This is a genomic window from Pseudoalteromonas luteoviolacea (assembly GCF_000814765.1).
Classification (GTDB): Bacteria; Pseudomonadota; Gammaproteobacteria; order Enterobacterales; family Alteromonadaceae; genus Pseudoalteromonas; species Pseudoalteromonas luteoviolacea_H.
This window is the reverse complement of record NZ_JWIC01000005.1, coordinates 698,671-718,230: the sequence shown is the minus strand read 5'-3', so window position 1 is coordinate 718,230 and position 19,560 is coordinate 698,671. Positions and strand designations below refer to the sequence as shown.

General features: G+C 39.8%; 13 protein-coding genes and 2 pseudogenes. 5 read left to right on the top strand and 10 right to left on the bottom strand.

Annotated elements, in window-relative coordinates:
* The first annotated feature begins 507 nt into the window (after positions 1-507).
* Together JF50_RS10530 and JF50_RS10525 are read left to right on the top strand one after the other, a co-directional pair.
* Positions 508-2,073: an esterase/lipase family protein gene (locus JF50_RS10530; protein WP_052262238.1), complete on the top strand. Its 1,566-nt coding sequence runs from the start codon at positions 508-510 to the stop codon at positions 2,071-2,073.
* Between the two features lie 13 nt (positions 2,074-2,086).
* Complete coding sequence (locus tag JF50_RS10525) at positions 2,087-4,126, top strand: hypothetical protein (protein WP_039609373.1); 2,040 nt, start codon at positions 2,087-2,089, stop codon at positions 4,124-4,126.
* A 117-nt stretch (positions 4,127-4,243) separates the two neighbouring features.
* Here the strand turns inward: JF50_RS10525 and JF50_RS27150 are convergent, their stop codons facing one another.
* The 8 genes from JF50_RS27150 to JF50_RS10490 all read right to left on the bottom strand — a co-directional run bounded on the left by JF50_RS27150 (position 4,244) and on the right by JF50_RS10490 (position 13,728).
* Complete coding sequence (locus JF50_RS27150; protein WP_160290465.1) at positions 4,244-4,384, bottom strand: hypothetical protein; 141 nt, start codon at positions 4,382-4,384, stop codon at positions 4,244-4,246.
* Positions 4,385-4,634: 250 nt separating this feature from the next.
* Entirely contained in the window at positions 4,635-5,045 is a 411-nt protein-coding gene (locus JF50_RS10520) for a hypothetical protein (RefSeq protein ID WP_039609372.1), read from the bottom strand.
* A 65-nt stretch (positions 5,046-5,110) separates the two neighbouring features.
* On the bottom strand, positions 5,111-7,942 hold the full coding sequence (locus JF50_RS10515) for an NACHT domain-containing protein (protein ID WP_039609371.1): 2,832 nt from the start codon (positions 7,940-7,942) through the stop codon (positions 5,111-5,113).
* Between the two features lie 408 nt (positions 7,943-8,350).
* The gene (locus JF50_RS10510) at positions 8,351-9,703 is read right to left on the bottom strand and encodes a S41 family peptidase (protein WP_039609370.1); all 1,353 of its coding nucleotides are present in this window, start codon (positions 9,701-9,703) and stop codon (positions 8,351-8,353) included.
* Between the two features lie 268 nt (positions 9,704-9,971).
* Positions 9,972-10,859, bottom strand: coding sequence for a DNA/RNA non-specific endonuclease (locus tag JF50_RS10505; RefSeq protein WP_039609369.1), 888 nt, complete (start codon positions 10,857-10,859; stop codon positions 9,972-9,974).
* Positions 10,860-10,993: 134 nt separating this feature from the next.
* A complete protein-coding gene (locus JF50_RS10500; RefSeq protein ID WP_039609368.1) occupies positions 10,994-11,209 on the bottom strand; it encodes a hypothetical protein in 216 nt (71 codons plus the stop codon).
* A 125-nt stretch (positions 11,210-11,334) separates the two neighbouring features.
* Positions 11,335-12,168 (bottom strand): hypothetical protein, encoded by an 834-nt coding sequence (locus JF50_RS10495; protein ID WP_039609367.1) that lies wholly within the window; start codon positions 12,166-12,168, stop codon positions 11,335-11,337.
* Positions 12,169-12,216: 48 nt separating this feature from the next.
* Positions 12,217-13,728, bottom strand: coding sequence for an esterase/lipase family protein (locus tag JF50_RS10490; protein ID WP_039609366.1), 1,512 nt, complete (start codon positions 13,726-13,728; stop codon positions 12,217-12,219).
* Positions 13,729-13,980: 252 nt separating this feature from the next.
* Here JF50_RS10490 and JF50_RS10485 point away from each other — a divergent pair, with 252 nt between their 5' ends.
* On the top strand, positions 13,981-14,343 hold the full coding sequence (locus JF50_RS10485; protein ID WP_152614509.1) for a hypothetical protein: 363 nt from the start codon (positions 13,981-13,983) through the stop codon (positions 14,341-14,343).
* Positions 14,344-14,510: 167 nt separating this feature from the next.
* Positions 14,511-14,705: pseudogene (locus JF50_RS27530) on the top strand (transposase); the annotation flags it as partial.
* Between the two features lie 329 nt (positions 14,706-15,034).
* Here JF50_RS27530 and JF50_RS10480 read toward each other — a convergent pair.
* A complete protein-coding gene (locus JF50_RS10480) occupies positions 15,035-16,609 on the bottom strand; it encodes a hypothetical protein (RefSeq protein ID WP_052262237.1) in 1,575 nt (524 codons plus the stop codon).
* Positions 16,602-18,446 (bottom strand): hypothetical protein, encoded by a 1,845-nt coding sequence (locus JF50_RS10475; protein WP_052262236.1) that lies wholly within the window; start codon positions 18,444-18,446, stop codon positions 16,602-16,604. Before JF50_RS10475 ends, JF50_RS10480 begins: the two co-directional genes overlap by 8 nt.
* A gap of 480 nt (positions 18,447-18,926) precedes the next feature.
* Here JF50_RS10475 and JF50_RS10470 point away from each other — a divergent pair.
* A pseudogene (locus JF50_RS10470) lies at positions 18,927-19,537 on the top strand (transposase); the annotation flags it as partial.
* Positions 19,538-19,560 lie beyond the last annotated feature (23 nt).

The window sequence follows — 19,560 nt, the reverse complement described above, 5'->3', positions numbered from 1 at the left end:
CTAGCGAGTGTATTAAGCAAGCTTAAAATTACATCACATATCTAAATTCGGCTGCTTTGAGCAAGTATGGCGTCAAACTTTAGTCTTATATATTTCATTTTTAAGTCTGTGCTTTTGCAATTAACAAGAGTAAGGGACACGGTGTTATCTTTGACATGACTATGTGTACTTTCCTTTTATAAATCAATTTTTAATGTTAAGTAAAACGCTTATCTATTAGGTGTAATAAGAGGCAATTTGGGTTGAGTGTGCGTAATAGATACGGCGTTGGTTTGGCTAGCACGGCAATGTTGATTACTTGAGTTCCTTGTTTGGGTGTGTGAGCATGTCGCGGCTTGTATGACTGATTTGACCATAGTAGTGATGGAGTATTACTTGCTCAGTCTGTCGAATGTAAACCTCTAAATATGAATTTATTTGTATGAGGCTCTAACGTAAATCACCTCGTTATTTGGTTAAGTACAGCAAAAACAAGCACACTGAAAATATGGAAAAAAGGACGCGTATATGGAATTTAAAGACACAGTGGGGCATTTTTTAAAAAGTGCCTCCAAACATGGACTGTTCGCCCTTGCTATGGCTGGGGTGAGTTTTATTTCTGTGGGCAGTGAAGGACACACCGCCGCACAACAGCATCAAATGGATAAGCTAGATAGTGAGTCACCTCATGTATTCTCTATTCATACCTCTTCTTCACCAGTCGCTCCTCCAGAAGAAAAGTTAGGGGTGTATGTCGTTGACCAAGGTCAAGGCCTCGACACTGGGTGCACGTTTAGTAGTGGAGGCCCGCTTGTAATTCAGCTTGATGTTCCTCAGGTTGTGAACAGTGCTGTACTCGACAACCAAGGTTATTTATTAGACCCAGGTAAGTTGGTTGGTAATGGCATGTTGGGGGCAACGGCAACCTTGAGCTTACCTGTGTATGATATCGACAGTAGTGCAAATATACCTGGAGTTAATCCTGAGGTTGATGACTTATATTTTAACGGTCGCTTTAAAAAAACCTTAATTGGACAGGATAGTCAATGGACTGATGATGTCATCTCTATTCCCATAGAAGAGATTAAATTTGGTCAAATCAACGAAATAAAAATAGATATAGACACTGCGAATGCCGGTGACAACTGGTGTATGTCGGTTGATTGGGTGGCAATTGAATTTGAAGTGGCCGCACCGTATGTACTTGCCCATGGGATCAGCGCAGACTCATCAACTTGGGATGATGACGCTGCAACAGGTGTACTGGCGTATTTAGACGAGCAAGGTATTTTATACGATAGATTTAGCCTAGTTGCTAACGGAACAAGTGCGGGTAATGCTGCGTTATTACAAGGCCACATTCGTGACTTTTTGGAGCCGCTTAAAGCCGATAAAGTACATATCATTGCGCACAGCAAAGGCGGATTGGATAGCCAAGCTTTACAAGCACTCGCTCCCCCGTTTGATATTTTAAGTTTGTCGACATTATCGACTCCGCATTTGGGTTCGGTGGCGGCGGATCTCTCCATCATTCAAAAAACATCAGCTAATCGGTATCAAAATATTGGCGATGACCCGAATGGTTACGCCGCGAAATATGTCAATACGTGGACGTTTGGACAGGGGCCTCAAAACCCGGGCCTTGGAGATTTAACCACCCAACGGGCATTGCAAGCGATTGCCTCTGGTGTGCGTGGCAATATTAGTAAAACCTTTACCATTGGCGCTGATGCGGATTTAAATGGCGATAACGATTTGACCACCAATGAGTCAGCTGGGTTGTTCCCTGGCATCGCTCACTACGGTGCTGAGCGCGCATGGCGAGTGTTGCGAGACTTTTCATCAGCACATACCGTAGAAATTGTCACTAAAAGATTGCCTGCGCGGCCAAAACAGCGCAGCCGCACCATCACTATTTTGAAATACGCAGCGACCTCAACTATTCAAGCTCAAAACAACGATATTGTTGTGACGTTAAACAGTGCAAATCCCAGCTATGGTCAAGCAATTGGCAATGTGATGGCGAACCATTCAACATTGAAAAATGCACAAAACATCACACGCATAGTTAACAACACAATACATCTTAAATAAAAGGATTTGAAAGATGATAACGAGATTGAAAATGTTTAAATACTGGACAGATAACATCATTGCTCAAGGCTTAATGCTGGTGGTAATGCTTTTGGCATCGTCCGTTTCGGCAAGTATTCAAGGACAAATTGTTGCAAATTCACCGACTACGCCATCAGTGGCGATTAAAATAGGAGATGAAATCGCGACGTTACAATTCGACGTACAAGGCGCACAGAGTTTTCGGGTTGAGCTGGTTGTGCCTGTAGAGGGAGCAAGTGTTCAGCTGTTTGATCCACAGGGTAACATGGTTACTGATGCCAATGATCCTAAAACGCAGTTTATCGCAGGCGCAGAACTAGATGTTGCTAATCCACTACCGGGCGGTATTTTCTTGCTCCCTGAGCAGCTACAACCGCAATCTGGCCAATGGCAAGCCGTCGTTCGTTTTCCTACTGCGACCTATGATACGGTGGTGATGAGCACGGTATTTATGCGATCTAACCTGCAAGTCGGGATGGCCATTGCGCGCACCGAGTACTTGGTAGACGAGGTGGCACCTTTAGCTGTGATTATCTTAGATGAAGGTTTGCCGATTGCTGGCGTTTCACCCGAGTTCACCATAACAGACCCGGATGGTTTGAACACCGTTTTAACTGCGCAAGATAATGGGGAAGAAGCTGACGCGCAAAAAGCAGATGGGATCTACAGTATTGATTTTTTACTCAGTAAACCCGGTCAATATAAAGTAAGTATGGCGGTCGATATTAACACCGGTAATGGAGTTGTTCGTCGTACAGACGGTATGATGCTTGATGTGAAGAGCCCTTTTATTGATGTTAATGACATCACCTATGACAAAGTGTTAGACAGCACGGGCTGTGTTGAAGCAATCAATGCAAAAGTTAATTTAGAAGTGTTGGAAGCAGGTCAGTATGTCGTGAATCTGGATATTTCTGACAGTGAGCGCAAATTACTTAGCAATAAAAATGTGTCTTTGCCAGTGGGTGCAGCAGTCATTCATTTAAGTTATTCACGGGATGAGCTCAAAGCCAATTTAAATAAAACATCTCAATATCAGCTCACTAAGTTTTGGGTGAATAAAGTAGACTCAGAAGGTCTCCATTTAGCAGCATTGTTACCTGATCATGTGTTATCGACAGGGACCACTTATGCTGATTTATGTCGAGATGATATAGAGATCATGCCAGAGATAACCGAAGAACCCGTGTTAGCTGATGGATATTACTCAGGTATTGATGTCAGCTTCCCTGTGTTTGTGAAGCAATCTGGCCGTTATCAGGTATCTTTAAAAGCTTTTGCTGTAGATAACACAGATTTGGGTCTTATTACGTTTTCAGCAGACTTAACCGCTGGTGATAATGCGGTGGTGTTTAATGTGAACAATAAGGCACTTGTCAAAGCGGATGGGCCATATAGGTTTGTTGGACTGCTGGTTACAAAGGGCAGAGTATCCGCCAGACAGAATTTACTGGGTGAAACCAGAGCGTATAAAAAAGAGCAGTTTATGCCTGTGTATACGAAGGTTTTCGATGCACAGAAATATGCGTTAGAGCGCAGCAACTGGCAAACATCACCCGTGGCACCCTCTGATAACACAAGAGTGGGTGGTTACTTACGTTCGGGTTCTTCAATTCCTTATGACTATGAGACATTGTTAACCTTCAGCCCAGAGATCTCAGGTAGTCATGTTTTGGAGGCTAAACTGATCATCGAAGTGGGGGAGTCGAGCCTAATGACGCCATTTAATTCGATAGAAGTATTTAATCAAAACAAGCATACATTAGATGGTCAAGCGGTGAGCTATGACGACTTTTGCCAAAGCTTTAATGTGTGTCCTGCTTGGGATCAGCGCTTAGGCACGATCCCCGCTGCAATGGCAAATAATAGCTATGTCGTAGAGTCAGAGCTGCTAATCCATTTAGTTAAGCAGTGGGTTGAGGACGAAAATAGTAATCAGGGTATTATTTTAACTGCTTCACCTTATGAGCGAAGTTATTTTGCTACGATTACTCACGCAAAGCTTGAAGTAAAATATGCCCAACTACCTTGATGATGTGGTAGTGGTAGCGATAGAACAGTTTTACTATAAATGATAAAAACGCAGGTTTATATTTTTATAAAGCTGCGTTTTTTATCAGTCGATTTATGCTCAATTATTGAATGTTAGTTAACAAGAGTATTGACCTTGATGCGTTGTAGTACCGCAACCCTCAGGGTTTCTATTACCCATGGCCTTTTCATTTTCAAATAGCGATGCTGAAGGTGTGGAGATATTTTTTAAGCTGATTTTCTTAAGTTCTAATGTCATTACAAGCTCCTTTATATAGTTAACCCTTAAAATTTCTATCTAAAAAAAGAAGCAGGTGTCAATAAGCTTTTTAGTTAACCTGTGTTTAAGTGTGAATTATTCTTGGCTATGGTTATTGCAGTGTAATTATTTTAATTTTCAGGACTTTATAATTTTAAATTAAGCTATGACTTTTTGTTGGTTTATTTAAGTTTAAGCGAGTACCACTTCGTCTTTCTGGGATGTAGAGGAAGTGGTACATGTCAAGGAGTTAATTTTTAAAGGTTATACAGTTAAGGGTCTGATCTATTTTATCTTTTAACTTGGTTATCTTATCTTCAGTCAGTTCAATTGATACCTGTGCACCATCTTCAAATGATATTACTTTGTGTTCTATGAAGTAGAGAGGTTTGTTGTGAGTGATAAAGTAATTAACAATAGCTTTGATAAAGTTATCGTTTTCTATAAGGTCAGGTATGTTTTTGATAAAGTAAAAAGTTGATTTTGTACTTAACTTTAATTTCCTACCAGCAGAGTAGACGCGAGTCGGTTCAAGTACTCCCTTACTTTTATCGACAGAAAAACCACTTAGTAATGAGATGACCTCATTTTTCATTATGTCTTGGATCCCACCTCCCCAAAGTTTTTCCGAACTACTAATTAGGTAAAATAAAATGTTCATTACAGAGATCTCCCGGCTTCCAGTAATAAATAAACACTTGGCAATATCTATTTTATGTGCTGATTTTACTGACTTATCATCAAGGAATGAGAATATAATATTTTTAACCTGGCGCTTTTAGGTTCGCAGAGTGCCAAGTGTTCAAGCAAATACATAATGTCTTTATTTGTATAATCTATTTCTTTTTCTATTATAATTTCAATTAGTTGGCATATATATTCATCAAGATCTAAGCTGTAATTACGTTTTAAATATCGACAGGCAAGTTTCATAAAGCTGTAATCCGAAGCTTGATTGATGTCGTTAGATAGTAGGTACTCCAAGATTAGTTGGGCTGATTTTGCTTTTTGAACTTTTTCCTGGGGTAAAGTATTTAACTCTTTTAATATGACATTAGCAGTATCAACTTTGTCGGAGGATGTGTTGAACTGTGCACACAGCGCCAGGTCATCAAAAACGATATCGTGCTCATCGTCGCATTCAATTTCAATATTTAAATCTGCATTTGAATCATTTTTTAAAACTGACGGTTCTGTTATATCACTATTTTTGGTGGTAAATAAGAGTTTTGTTTTTATTGAGTTTTGTGTATCGCTATTTAACATTAAGTCAGATATCCATAGACAATACTCTTGATTGTAGTGGTATAGGTTGAACAGGGCCGAAATTAAGATGTCTTCTCCTAGTAGCTCTTCAGACTCATTAAAATCTGTTGTAAAGTATCTAAATGAAGAATTACTTGTTTTGTTTTTAATATAAGACTTAATATCAACTTTACCTTCAATGAGAGGCGTAATGACATTTAAGCTTAATGCTTTTAAAGTGAGCTCATCTATTAAGTTTTTTGACTTCTCATCCTTGAATTTTTCGATTATTTCTTTGGTAAAATCAGTGTGTAATAGTATTTGATTAAAGATTGCTATCTTGTTTATGTTATAGCCGAATTTTGAATATGTCTCTAACAGTGCTTCCTTGTCTCTTATTTTATATATTAAAGTTTCAACGTTTAAGTTGTTGTTCATACCATAGTCTATGATTTTATAAACCTGTTCTCTGGGGAAACGACAGTCTTCAACGTCCAAACCTTCAGCTTCATTAAAGCAGTCTAAATATAGCCCAAGAGAGTGATAACCAATAATATCTCTTTGTCCCTTATCTAGTTCTTTTAGTATGAACTTCTTATTTGCGTATATTCCAGTAAGGAACTTGAACATGGTGTTAAGGTTTGGGTAGGGTTTATACTTTTGTATAATTTCAGAAATTTCACCTTCATCAAGTGTAGAAATGTATAAAGCTGAAAGGTACTCTTGGAATGTTAAATGATAGAATGAATAATTATCTTTATATATGCTGAGTCGCTCAAGCTTGGACTGTAAAAAGCCAGATTTTAATAAGCAATCTCTGAAAAACTCTCTGTCTTCTACTGTTTCAGGTACGTCGATATATGCTTTATTTTTAATATGGCTGTGGAATGCGAGTTCAGATAATTTTTTTATGATAGAAATTTCATTTTCTTCTACCTTTGATAATCCCTTCAAAGCGCAGTAATCAGATAGCAGTCTATCTAATAAACACTGATATAGTGATGCAATATTGGTAAAGTCTGTTGAACTTTCGGTCTGAGCACCCTCAAAAACGATACAGAGAATCTCTAAAATAAGAGGTGTATGTGCTAATTCCAGCAGAGCAGGCTCTTTCTGTAAAAGAGATTTTAGATTATTTGCTTCTTCGGTACTGAGGTGTTTTTGTATATAATTAAATAAGCTAGGTGTACTTAACCCGGTTATTTCATATTTTTTGTTGATGTTTAACTTGTTAGGATTTACCGCATATGGCCGTGAGGTAAAAATTACATTATCAAATTCTAATACTTTTGATATAAAAGCATCATTATCTTTCAGCTTAAACTCATCTAGGCCATCAAATAAAAATAGTATATCTTGGTTGTTATCTTTTAATAATTGGTACTGATTTTCTAAAGAACTGTTGCTTTTTTCATTGAATTCATAGAATTGATTAAGTACGTTTTCGGTAAAAGGCAATTCACTGTTCCAATCCCTTAGTGAGATATACAAAATGACCTTGAAAGGGCAGTCGAGCGCCTTTTCTGACCATTTGTGACATAGTGTTTTAAGGAAAGTGGTTTTACCTACGCCTGGCTTTCCTAATATTAATTGTTTAAGAGGAGTGTTATTGGAAAAAGACCCAATTAAGTCACGAAGCAGCATTGCACTTGATTTCACGGAATCTTGCGAAGCAGGGTTTGAAGAATCCACTGCAATGGTATCTGTTAAATTTAAATTGGCACTATCCACAGATGTAGCCAAGCCAACCATTCTCGTAAATGAGGCTGATTTATAGTGGTCTGCAACAATGTTAGATAACTCACTTATGTAATTATTCGGATCGATGGCTTTTCCGTTAACCTTGATGAGTTTAGCAAAGTATTTATCGATTAACTTTTGTGACTCCATGGTTTTATCAACCATAAAGTCCCAGCTCCAGACTATGACTTTAAACTTATATTTCGCAGTTAATTCAGTCGCTTTTTTTTGTAAAGTGACATCATTTTTAAAAGTGTGCGCAAAAATAAAGCACTCTACTGAAAACTTTTTATCGACTATGAACTCTTGGTTGAAGCTCTCAGCATCTGCTACCAAATCATCTAATAATTCTTTTACGATGTCTTTATCTTGGCGGTCTAATCGCTTTTTTTTGCATTGATGTACGACCAGCTTGTTGTTTTCATTTGAGCCTATTCCATCAATTCCGTTCTGTTTTTGACCTTTTCTACCATATACTTGAAATGAGTTATCGTATTCTAAGCGGCACAGGTCGGTGACAAAATATTCAAACTCTGTTTCACAGGCTAATGCCGGCAGTTGATAACTATTCACTGATTGACCTCTTTAATCTATTTTGTGTAGGCTTTTTTACGCTTAAATGGTTTGATTAAATGCTTATACATTTACTATTTCCCATTTTCTAACAGTAATATATTCACTTATAATTAACTTCTACAATACTGCGATACTCAGATAAAAATATCAATTTATATTGTGAAAATTAATGGTTTTTTATGTGGTGGTTGAGATGTGCCTTTTCTCAATATTTGCATATTTACTGTCAGGGCTTCTGTTGTGTGCCATTTGAGTCGAGTTAGGATGGTGAGGTCCGAAATTTGTCGCTTACGTTAGAGGTACTGATAATAATAATGCCTCTTTGGGGGTAAATGAAAGCTGGCTGCACTATGAACAATAAAGCAAGCGCCATGTTGTGGCACATGACGTTTGCTTGAGGTGATGTTAAAGCATCGCTTTTACTTTTTCGGGAAGCGCAAGCTGTTCAATAGATAGGTCGGGCTGAACAGGCGTCATTTGTTGATTACCACTTGGACGGGTGAGTATAAAACGCGGTGAAATCATCTGAAGTTGACTGTGAGTTAAATGCTTAAATTGAATGCCACCACTTTGTGTACTTCGGCCACCTGTTGAGTCGCCAATCAGCTGAGCAAACTGATGATCTTGCACGGTATTCGCAAACACAATAGACGATGAATAAGTCCCCGTGCCAATCAGCAATGACGTTTTACCACGGTAGAAATTAGCTAAGTGCGTTTCAGGTTCGATGAAGCGGGTGTTTTCGCCTTGCTCAATAGCGCCAACGAGTTGGCCAGGGTCTCTGTATTTTAGTAGCACTTTTGAACGGTAAGTAGAAAAGTGGCGATATGGCTTATGTGCGATGTAGCGCATAATACCTGCCATCCACATATCATCATTACCACCGCCATTGCGGCTAATATCAATAATTAAATGATTAATTTGCTTCTCTTTTATCTCAGTAAATACTGAGTCCATGTAGTTTAAAAACTGTTTGAAGTCATTCCATGCAAACGTATTCACCTGTAGGACTGCCGTTTTTTCGTGGTAAGACACATTAAATTCATCTGAAAACGACGAATTTTCTAGCGCGGTTGGCATAGCGGCTTTTGCATTGAGCGTAATATGTTCTGTTTTATTGTTTTGTTGAAACGCGACTTTAAACGAGGCTTGTGGACCAAAGGTCATATAATATAATCGGTTAAATTGGCTTTGTAACACATTTTGGCGAAATGCGAGAGTATCACCATGGGTATTCACAAGTAATTGTTTTAATAGTGTCTTTGCATTTTTACCATTAATAGATTGTATTTTTGCACCTTTATATTTGCTATTTTGTTCGCCCAGATCGCGGGCTATGTATAGACCATCATCTTTAATGCTCACTTCGAAAGGAAATAGTGCTACGCCTTGGGCTATCCATTCTCTCCACTGTGAAGATGAACCATGACCGACTTTTAAGTGCCCATCAGCGAGCATCGAATTAAGTGGTGCTATTTTTTGCCAAAAAGTCATTGCGGTCATCGGCGTGTCTAACTCAGTTTTTATTTGCGTAACGGTGTCGTAGAACTTATCTACATCGTGCACACTGTGTGATAAATCTGGATGAGTTTGGTGCAACCAATTGAACCATTGATCAAAATCTTCGCTGGCTTGCTTAGCCGAAATGGTATGTTGTAGAGCGTGTGTAGTATTACTGCTTGCTAGTGAATTTGCCGAAAAAATACTGATACATGAAGCAGCTGCAAGCGCGCACATTATTCTTAAAGCTTTGACCATTGAGACATTATTCCTTTTATTCTTATTAATGTCTTGTTTGACGCACCATAATCATAAAAGGTTTAGATGTGTTTGAGTTATTTATAGTAATATTTCAACTTTGATGGTGGTTAAAGGCAAATAAACATAATAACAATTCCAATGTGGTCAATTAATTTGCCTGATCTAACTAGTGACACTGAAAGCGAGCTTCAGTCATCCTCAGTCAAATTATTTTTTGTGAAAAATCGGTAGAACTTGAAATAATCTGTACTAATTTTTTTGTTACTTATGTATTCATTAATTTCTTCCTAATTGCAGTCAACGCTATATCGCGAGTTATATTTTCTTCTACTATTGACTGTGAAGGGTCAAGCGTTAGTTTATAGAGCTCTATAATGTCATTTTCTAAGCTTCCTCCATACTCATCCGCATTTTTTAATGAGTTTTCTAGATCATGGCTTTTATTTTCTAGTGAATTTATGGTGTTATTTTTTACTGCTCTTAAGGTAATTTCAGACTTAACCGTCCCTTTTATGGGCGCGTTTAAACTAAGCTTTCCTTCTCCTACATTATCAGTTACCCATCTAAGGTAGCCAATTTCCCAGTCAACTTTTCCGTCAAATTCTCCTTTTTCTATGTCCGGGTCATGTTGGTATTTTACTATTTGATAATTACCAATGTTTTGACCAGTGCTTATTTTTTGTAAATCAGCTACCGTTTTTGTTTTTCCTTCACCATCTTTGAGCTTTTTGACGTAGTCATTTTCATAATCATTTCTTTGTGTCATGTTGGCATCTCGAGTCATTGGTACCCAGTTTTTAGACTCTCCGGGGCCCCCGGCAGCATTGGCCCAAAGGTGGCATCGTTCTACCGCTACCCGATAGTCATTTTTCATTTGGCTATACAAATTGTCATACCCCTTCGCGTCAGCGCCTTTTTTAAGCTTTTCTCCATATAGATAATAGTTGCTCGCCCAAGTGCCACTTTTAATATTCTGCGTCATATGTGTTTTTTTAACGTTAAATACAGTATTTTTAAATACTGGCATCTGATGGTTGGCTGTAGGGCCAAAATCATGATTATGTGCATTAATAGTTGCAGTGGGATCATGAGCGTCAATCTTAGCTTTTATTTTTTGTTCAGCATTATCTTTTATGCTATTGGCTGAGTTCATTAATCTAGTCCGTAAAATAACAAGGTTAAGTTTAATCAACGTAACAGTAGTGAAGTTGTGAATTTTAAGTTTCTTGTATATTCAAAAAATAAACATGATAACTACTTTAATTTGTGAATAGTCTAAGAAGCTATCTATACTTTATTGAACGTTAAAGTATGGATGGCTTTATTATGGTGATTGTCAGGAAGAGACACGTTAGCTTGGTGGATACCAGGTACTATATACTGTACTGCGTAAGACGGGCGTTTTATGCGCAGAAGATAAAGTAACGGGCAAGCCATTTGAGCACCGAAGAGGATCGCCTGAATTTTAAAAGGAACCGTTCCAAAATAGAGTTGGGCTTTCATGGCAACCTCCTTAGAGGTGCCAGTGACTATTCAATTTGAATCTAGCGATAACTCCGCAGAGTCATCAGCAATATAGGTTGCAGTCATCGCTTAAAGCTAACTTCAAATTCGCTATGCGACGCATATCATTCCGGTTTATAAGGCCCATCCTCGTAAAGGGATATTATTTGAATCGCTTCAAAATCAAAAAATTGAAAGGTGTTTTTCTGTTTGTGTGTTGTTATTGTTTTCCGCTGCTCGTTATCATAATTAAGTGTGGCGTAAATGCTAACGGGGTGAGGGCACAGTGCTATTTTATCCGCGGGGATAACCAGCTCTCCATTTAGTTCAGAGAGGTTGTCTACGCGCTCTTCAATAATTGCATTTTGGCCACTACACAGATCCTGACCTTCATTTTGTGTACTTATTTTGTAGCGTATTTTGATAAGATCTTTGGCGGTTTCGGGGTGCCAGGTAAGTACGACATCATTACCTGTAAAGGCAAATTGTTGATAATCAGCAGACGCGCCTGGATAAATAAATTGTGCCATCTGAGGCAAATTCAACTCAAAGCTTTCCATTACTTTGTTGTTACGAGTTAACTCAGCAAGCCAAGTATGATTTTCCTGATGCTGATATTGGGTGTCCTGCAACCCAGATACCTCTAACTTACAGCAGTGCTCAGCAAAGGAGCTTGTTTTGGGAATATTTTTTGCGTTGAATTGTTGTTTAGTTGGGCTGGTAAATGTCAATTTATCTTGGCCGTTTAACTTTATTTTTCCTTGTTCTTTACCATACAGGTAAAACATACCGTTGTAGCTCAACCCTGAGTTTTCAACACTGTCATTGTGGTTAGGGTTAAGTTGGGCAATGCTGAGCGTGACATTTTTAAACTCAAAGGATTCAGGCGCAACTTCGCTGGAGTCACTGCTATTACAGCCCGTTAATAAAAATACTAGTGTAAATGCTGCTTTTTTCATATTGATTCTCCTTGGAGGTAACAGCTTGTTACCTCCTACAATTAATAATTACAATCCCAAGTCAGATATTTTAAATAAAATCTGCTTATGGTTGCTGTGTGATGAAGCGTAGTACTTGGTTTGGTCAAATACATGACCGTCAAACGCCGATGTTGTTGTGACAAAGCTCGTACGACCTGACTGCCACTCACTAGGAGGTATGCCTCTGTCATAGCCAATAACCCAAGAGGAAGCTTTATCCATTTCTCGAGATATATCATAGTAAAGCTGAATATAGCTGCCGTTGTCATCAGAACGCGGAGTACTATACAACCGTGAGTGGCGACCACCTGAAAGGTGCCATTGAATGTCTAGTTTTAAATCTAGCGCGCGATTGCCTGTATAAACTTCTGGGATAGGGTGGCCATTTCTATCGCCATAGCTTATGGCGGTCGTATACGTGCCGCTCATGTTTGTAAAATAGTTATCAAGGCTGCGTATATGGTTTCGCAAGTTAAGGTTAGCGCTACTGCCTTCATGTAGATCTCTGAAAGTAGTGGTAGTAAATATATCTTTAATTGAGCGCAGGCGATCTCGTTCCTCCCGACATTGTCTTCGCTTGGACCCACTTGTCGGATAGCGTGCGCCGCACTTCATCTTATTGGCTTGATTTTCTATTTCATAGGCAAAGTTTATTACATCTGCTGGCACGTGCACGCCCCTAAAGGGGGAGTCAATTGCAACAAATCGCTTTACTTTATGGTTAAAGCCTTCCTGCTCGAGATAGCTCAGTGCCAATCGTCCAGCGACGCCACCCATGGAGTGTCCTAAAAGACGGATTTCTTGGCTTTGTGCGGAAAGTGATTTGAGTGCTGAAGCTAGTGCTTTGGCATTATGCCGGATACCATCATCTTGGTTGGCAAAGCGAAAAACGACTAAGTCATAACCGTGAGCAAATGCATTCGTAAACCTGTTATCATACAACCCTGAATATCTAGCAAAGTTATCCAAGGTTTCTTGTTCATTCGGCACTTGATTAGATGTAAAGCCCTGCATATTAAAGTTATATCCTTGTACTAATACTATGGGTTTGTTTAGTCGATTGTCATTGCCATAGCGAATACTGAGGTAACCGCCTGTTTCATCAAACGGTCGTAACACCGCTTCTTCACAGACCCTGTAACGACGCTCATGCGGTGCAATACTGCCAGCATTGAGTTCTAGTCCATCGTCATAAAGTATGGGGTCTGTGACCCCTACAGGTTGCTGGTCATCCCAGCGCCAGCGAATACAGACATACCTGTAGCGCACCACTTGTGTGCTAATGCTGCGATTTGGTCGAACTGTATAACCGCTGGCGAAACGACTTTGGCTTGGAGAGACGTTGAGATCACGACAGTCAGTATATCCTGATTTATTCCCTTCATTCGCGGTACTTGTATGTGCTGCGCTCTGTTGTGAAGTTATCTGGCAATCCTCTGAGGATACTTCAGGAGATGACAGCCCTCCGACACTAGCAATTCCATTAAATGTCACGAATGCCAAAATAGGCGCAACATTCTTTAAATACAATTTGAACATCAAATTCCCTCTTACATTAATTTAACATGGTTGATTCGAAGTTAAAATATCACCAGGATTTATTATTAAATTAATTGTTTTGACATATCGTATGCATGATGAAGTTATTTCAGCTTAATTGGGAAACTTTGATTACATTTACAAAAAGCACCACTAGTGAGGGCCAAGAAAAGTGACATAAATGGAGTGTCCATTTATGTCATGTTTAATTTCCACAGCAAACTCATATTAGAAACTTGGACTTATAAAGTCGTGAAAAGAAAGTTATATATCGCAGCTTATGATGAAGCTGAGTGGCCTATGGATACAATGTATTATGCCACTCAAAACCCAGATGCTAGTGACGTGCTAGTTGTAGAAGCTAAAGAGTTAAGTTGGTTTTTGAATACAACTCTTATTAAAAATCTGGACAAGCAGAATGAAAGCGAAATTCATTTAGGGGAAGATGACTGGATTCCCATAGTAGCAACTAGAAAGGCTTGCATTAAAATCATTGAAAATTGGCTGCATATGTCAGGCGACGTTAAGCAACCACTTGTAATTGATAAGCTTTTGGCGCTATTCAAACGGTCAATTAATGATGAAAAAATTGCCGTGTACTTTATTTATCAATAAATTAGAGAGATTGATGGTGTTTTTAGGTGTTGTATAAATGTGTTGCAACACCCTCACAATCCCCATCCATCATCACCGTGTAAAGAAAACTATCGTTATTGAACCATCAAAATAGGTATAAATATAGGTGGGTGTCATGTTTAATTTCTCATGTTTAATTTGAACTTGGATTTATCAACGACTCACAACCCATTTTAGCAAGACTTAACATCCTGCCAGAGAATTGGCTAAAGCTTACTACCAAATTTACCAAGGTGTTCAAGGGGTCAGTAGGCAGCCCCGATGCCAAGCAAAAATACTGTGAGCACTTAAAACTAAAACGACGAAGCAATTTGATGCAATGCAGTGACTTGCTCGCTTAACCTTTAAGACGTCCTAACATTCCAACTTCAATGTAGCTTGCAAAAGCTATGTGGTCAGTCATGTCTGAAATCCCAAAAAAGTTATGAATTTCAGTGATTAATCAGACGATAAAACTGAATGCATCAATTTTTAGCGGTTTGTTTCTGCTTTGAAACATGTTCAGGTGTAGTTGTGGTATAAATTAATGTGGGTGTCAGGTATCTTGAGTATCTTGCCACCTATGTTAGAGATTTAGATAACCATAAACTCGTATTTGGAGATTAATGAGCATAAAAATTTTATGTAAGGTTTATAAAGCCCCATCTTATAAAAAGACGGGGCTAATAAACTACCTCGTGGTACTCGAAGAAAAAACAAACGAATAGTAAGATGCATAAGATGCGCTATTGGCGTTTTTCCCGTTACTGGTAGATAGCATGGCTCTTGGCGCTTTACTCCCAGCTAGTTTGAGCTTATTAAATGCGGCGATCACTGCAGTCTGGCTTTGTGTCGCAGTTGCTGCATATTTGTGGCAATCCATACAACTGTCTTTGTTTTGCACAAATGTTTCCATGGTGGTATTGGCAACAATACGCGTCCCATTACTTGGTGTAATGTCTCCTGTAGTCAGCGGTGTTGTTGCGTCTTTTCCTATTGTTGTTGGGTTGTTAGGCCACTGTACATCAATAAGACGATAGTAGTTGAACACAGAGTTTGCGCTCAGAAGGCTCCATGCATAGGCATTGATACTATTGGCCGTTGACTCAACAGGGGTAACTCGATTAACTTGCAGCGGAGCTGAATAAGGTATGCAGTTATCTGGGCTTCTTGGAGAGACGGTATCGCATGGAATTTGTGGTGCCATATCGGGTGTCCAATTGGGCCTGCACTGATAGTAGATATCTTTTTTTGGGTCACACTTAGGGTTGTACAAAGTAAAAGCTGGACGGGGTTTTCGATTAGGATTGCTTGGTAAGTTTACCGTATCTTTACCCGCATCAGGCGTGTTGTCCACTTGTTCAAACGTTGTCCAGAGCATTTGAGGTGCACCGGGCAAATGCCTAATAATGTGCAATCCTACTAGACCAACAGTTACAGGCTCCGTTTGTTGTGTTGCACTGTCGTCGGCTCCAGGCTCAAGAAGTATCGCTTGTGCCGTGAGATAGCGATAGTCTATCGAACCATCCTGGGGTAGCTTTATCCATGCGGCCTTGATCTCCATCGCACCCACATTGCCGCCAAATACTTTCGATTTGCCATCACAGGTTTTGTCATTGCTATAACCCGAGGGTAAACGAAATCCAGCGTTGCCTTGCGCGCATTCAATCTGACCTTCTGCCCACGTTAAGTCTTTACCGGTAGGATTCGCGTTGTAAATGTAGTCTACTTCATCAGGGTTTAAGCGAATATCATAATAAACTAGGTTGCCGCGTTGGTCTGTTAACCACTCGCCAGTGGCTTGCCCGATAGAACTTAAATCAAGCGCCCCCGTTTTTGATACTTGATGCAAAACCAGTGGGCGTTGCTTTTTACCCGTTTTTACCAGCGTATTTGCTTTTGTATTGCTAAATACTTCTGATGATTGCAAAAAGCTTTCCCAAACAGTTAAAGTGCTAGCGGAAGGATCTCCAAATGAACTAGCTGAAGCTTTAGCATTAGGATAGCCTGGGTTATTGGGATCAACAGGCCAGTTAGCATAAATAAACTGCTGCCATGCAGTACAGTCGGCATTAGTTTGATTACGAGAGTTAAAGTTATTCGGAAGTACAGGGGTTAGTGAAATTTGGTTTGTACCAAATGCTGTACACGGGTTGGTAACGGTATCAGCCAAAACAGCTTGTACATTGATGCTTGCCAGTATCGTGAGTACGGCGCATAGCTTTTTAATAAAGGCCCTTTCGGGCCTGACATATCGGTTACGCATTATTTGATCCCTTGATTTTTGGCGCTATAAAGAGCAAAGACGCCATAGTTTGAGGTTGTGCACCTTCATAACTCACTTCAACGGCGCGTAAGCCCGGTATGGTTGTTTTTTCTGCTTCTATTTGTAACGAAAGCGATGTATATGTACCTGGCCCAGAGTTGCCAGGTACGGCGTAGGTAACAGTCGTCTTATCGATTATGCTTACAGAGATTTTTGTATCGTGATCTCCACTTGCTGTGCCAGTTAGCACTTTAACTGTTGGCTGAACACCGGCTGGAAGTTTATTGACTGTGAGTGCAACATTGACAGTAGCACTAGTCGTTACAATCGTAGGCACTATCACACTATTACTTACCAACGAAAGTTCAGATCCAGCTGGATTAGTTTCGTTAATTCCATAGTATGCGTCCCATACATGTTGGTGCATCGCTTGTAACGGCGCGCCCGGTAAAGAAGGCCCTGCACAAGGAACTTGAGGAGGTGCCTCGCTTGCACTTAATGGTCTTGCAAACAATCCAATGTCAATTTGCTCTGTAATTTGAGAGCCCCATTGGATAGGGGTGTTATTGATCTCGATATCTTCAAGCGTCAAAGTTGGGTCCATTGCCAGCCATGACGAAGGAATTTGGCAAATAGCGTGTAGAATGAAATTTCCGGGGAATGCTGATCCGGTAACCGGATCTGTAACCTGTTCGCTACCTCTAACAATTTGCCAAACGTCAGATGCTTTAGCATCAGCAGGTACATTCACGCCTTTTTGTATTCTGTTTGAGAAGGTCCAAGAGTCTAAACTCGTAGGCTGTTGGATATATAAACCGAACGGGTTAGCCAAGTTCACTTTGAAATATTGCCCAGATATAAATTGGCCGCCTACAATTTGGTTTACGGTTTGGCCGATATGTGGGTCGCTATGGCGATATGCTTGACCAAACTGCCCACAACAAATTAGTTTTTGTTGATTGCCATTTCCGCTCTCATATTGCGGTGTTGAAAAACCGGCTAAGCCAATTTCAGTTTGCAACGTATTTGGCGTACTGGTAAGGTGCATAACACCGCCATTCATGGTGCTATTTTGACGATTTGCTATTGGGCTGTTGTTCCATTTGTTAAGTGGATTGTATACAGGGTGGCCGCTTACAGGATCAACCACTGCATGGCCGTTTGCATCTTTTAGCGTTAAATCATCAACTGAAACGGTGATCCTACAGTTTGCAGGCGCGTCAAAGTTCAGCGTGTCTTGGTAGATTTTTGCGACTGTATCAGGGCTAACAGCCCAAAGCGCGTGCCAATACTCAGGGTTTTCGCAAGCGAAATCAACACGAGTTACTTTGTCATCATCGTTTTTTTGAACTGCCCATTCGCAATATTCATCTTGCCAACCTCTGGGACCATAAGGCAAAAATGGATTTAATGTGCCACCCCAATCGGCTTCTGGACAAAACACCGCGGGAATATCTTGTATTGCTTGAGACTGACCATCCTTTGTATAGCTACCAGTATCTGCAAGCTCTCGTAGTTGAGTTAACGACAGATTATAGGGGTTTGATGGCTCGACCGGAGTAGTTGCTGAAAAATACTGTTGTAAGCGACCAGGAAATGCATTCCAAGTGACAGCTGCGGAAGCGGTACCACTGGGGATGTTGGTCGTTGCAGGGTTGTAAAAATAAGCATCATCACTGGGTGTTGCTTGTTCAACAAATGCAAATAAGTAGGTATTCCAAATAGCATCTAACTGGGCTTGTAAAATTGGCTGGCCGCTTAAGTCTTTTATAAATGCGGGAGTACCAAAAGTTGAAACAAGTGAGCTTTCACTGTTGCTGTGGTTAATATCTAACATTGCAAATCTCCGTATAGTTGTGTGTATCGTGGTATTTCAGCTGACAAAACTTCGCTGAAGCGTTAACACCCTAGTAGTTGGAGAGCGATTTGTGTATTACATGTACTTACACAGAGTAAATTAATTGTAAAACTCTAGTGGTCGGTAGTATGCTTTATAAGCTAGATTGTTCTTCTAACTTCATGAAATTATTAGAAACTGTTAGATCGGTATTTATCCGAACGCAACAATAGTTCGATATTAAAAATCACTTAGTGCTTTTAGATTGGTACTCGGTGGGTGATGTGTGTGGGGTAAAGCAAGCGCCATGTTATGACACATGACGTTTGCTCAAAGATGATGTTAAAGCAACTCTTTTACTTGCTCAGGAAGTGCAAGTTGTTCAACATAAAGGAATAAACATGACACCCATCTTAACTAGGGGATAGTCTAAGAAGCTGTCTGTGCTTTAGTGAATGTTAAAGTTTGGATGGTTTTTTTATGGCAATTGCAAGGAGGCGGCAGGTTAGCTTGGTAGATACCAAGTATTACCATTGTATATCACGCTGGGCAAGACGTGCGTTTTTATGTGGGTAAGACGTTTGAGCATCGAAGAGGGTGGGTTGAAGAGAAGCTACTACAACTTGCTAAGGTGTTTTGCATTGATGTCTGTGCTTATGCGGTGATGAGTAATCATACGCATATTATTTTGTATGTAGATGATAAAAAAGCAAAACGGCTAAGTGATAAAGCCATTCTTATTCGTTGGTACAAGCAGTTTAAGGGAGCTTGGCTGACTCATAAGCTTGTCAATGGCGAGTCACTGACAAACTCAGAGCGCTGTTTGCTGTCAGAGTTGATAGACGAATACAGAAATCGTCTAAGCGGATATCAGTTGGTTTATGCGAGCGCTCAACGAAGATATAGCGCGTAAAGCCAATAAAGAGGATGGTTGCATAGGCCGTTTTTGGGAAGGGCAATTTAAATCAAAAGCCTTATTAGATGAAGCTGCATTGGCAGCCTGTTTAGCGTATGTGGATTTGAATCCAGTTAAAGCAAAAATTGTAAAGGCACCAGAAGAGTCAGACCATACCAGCATTAATAAACGTATTAAGGCGCTCACAAGGCTCATTAA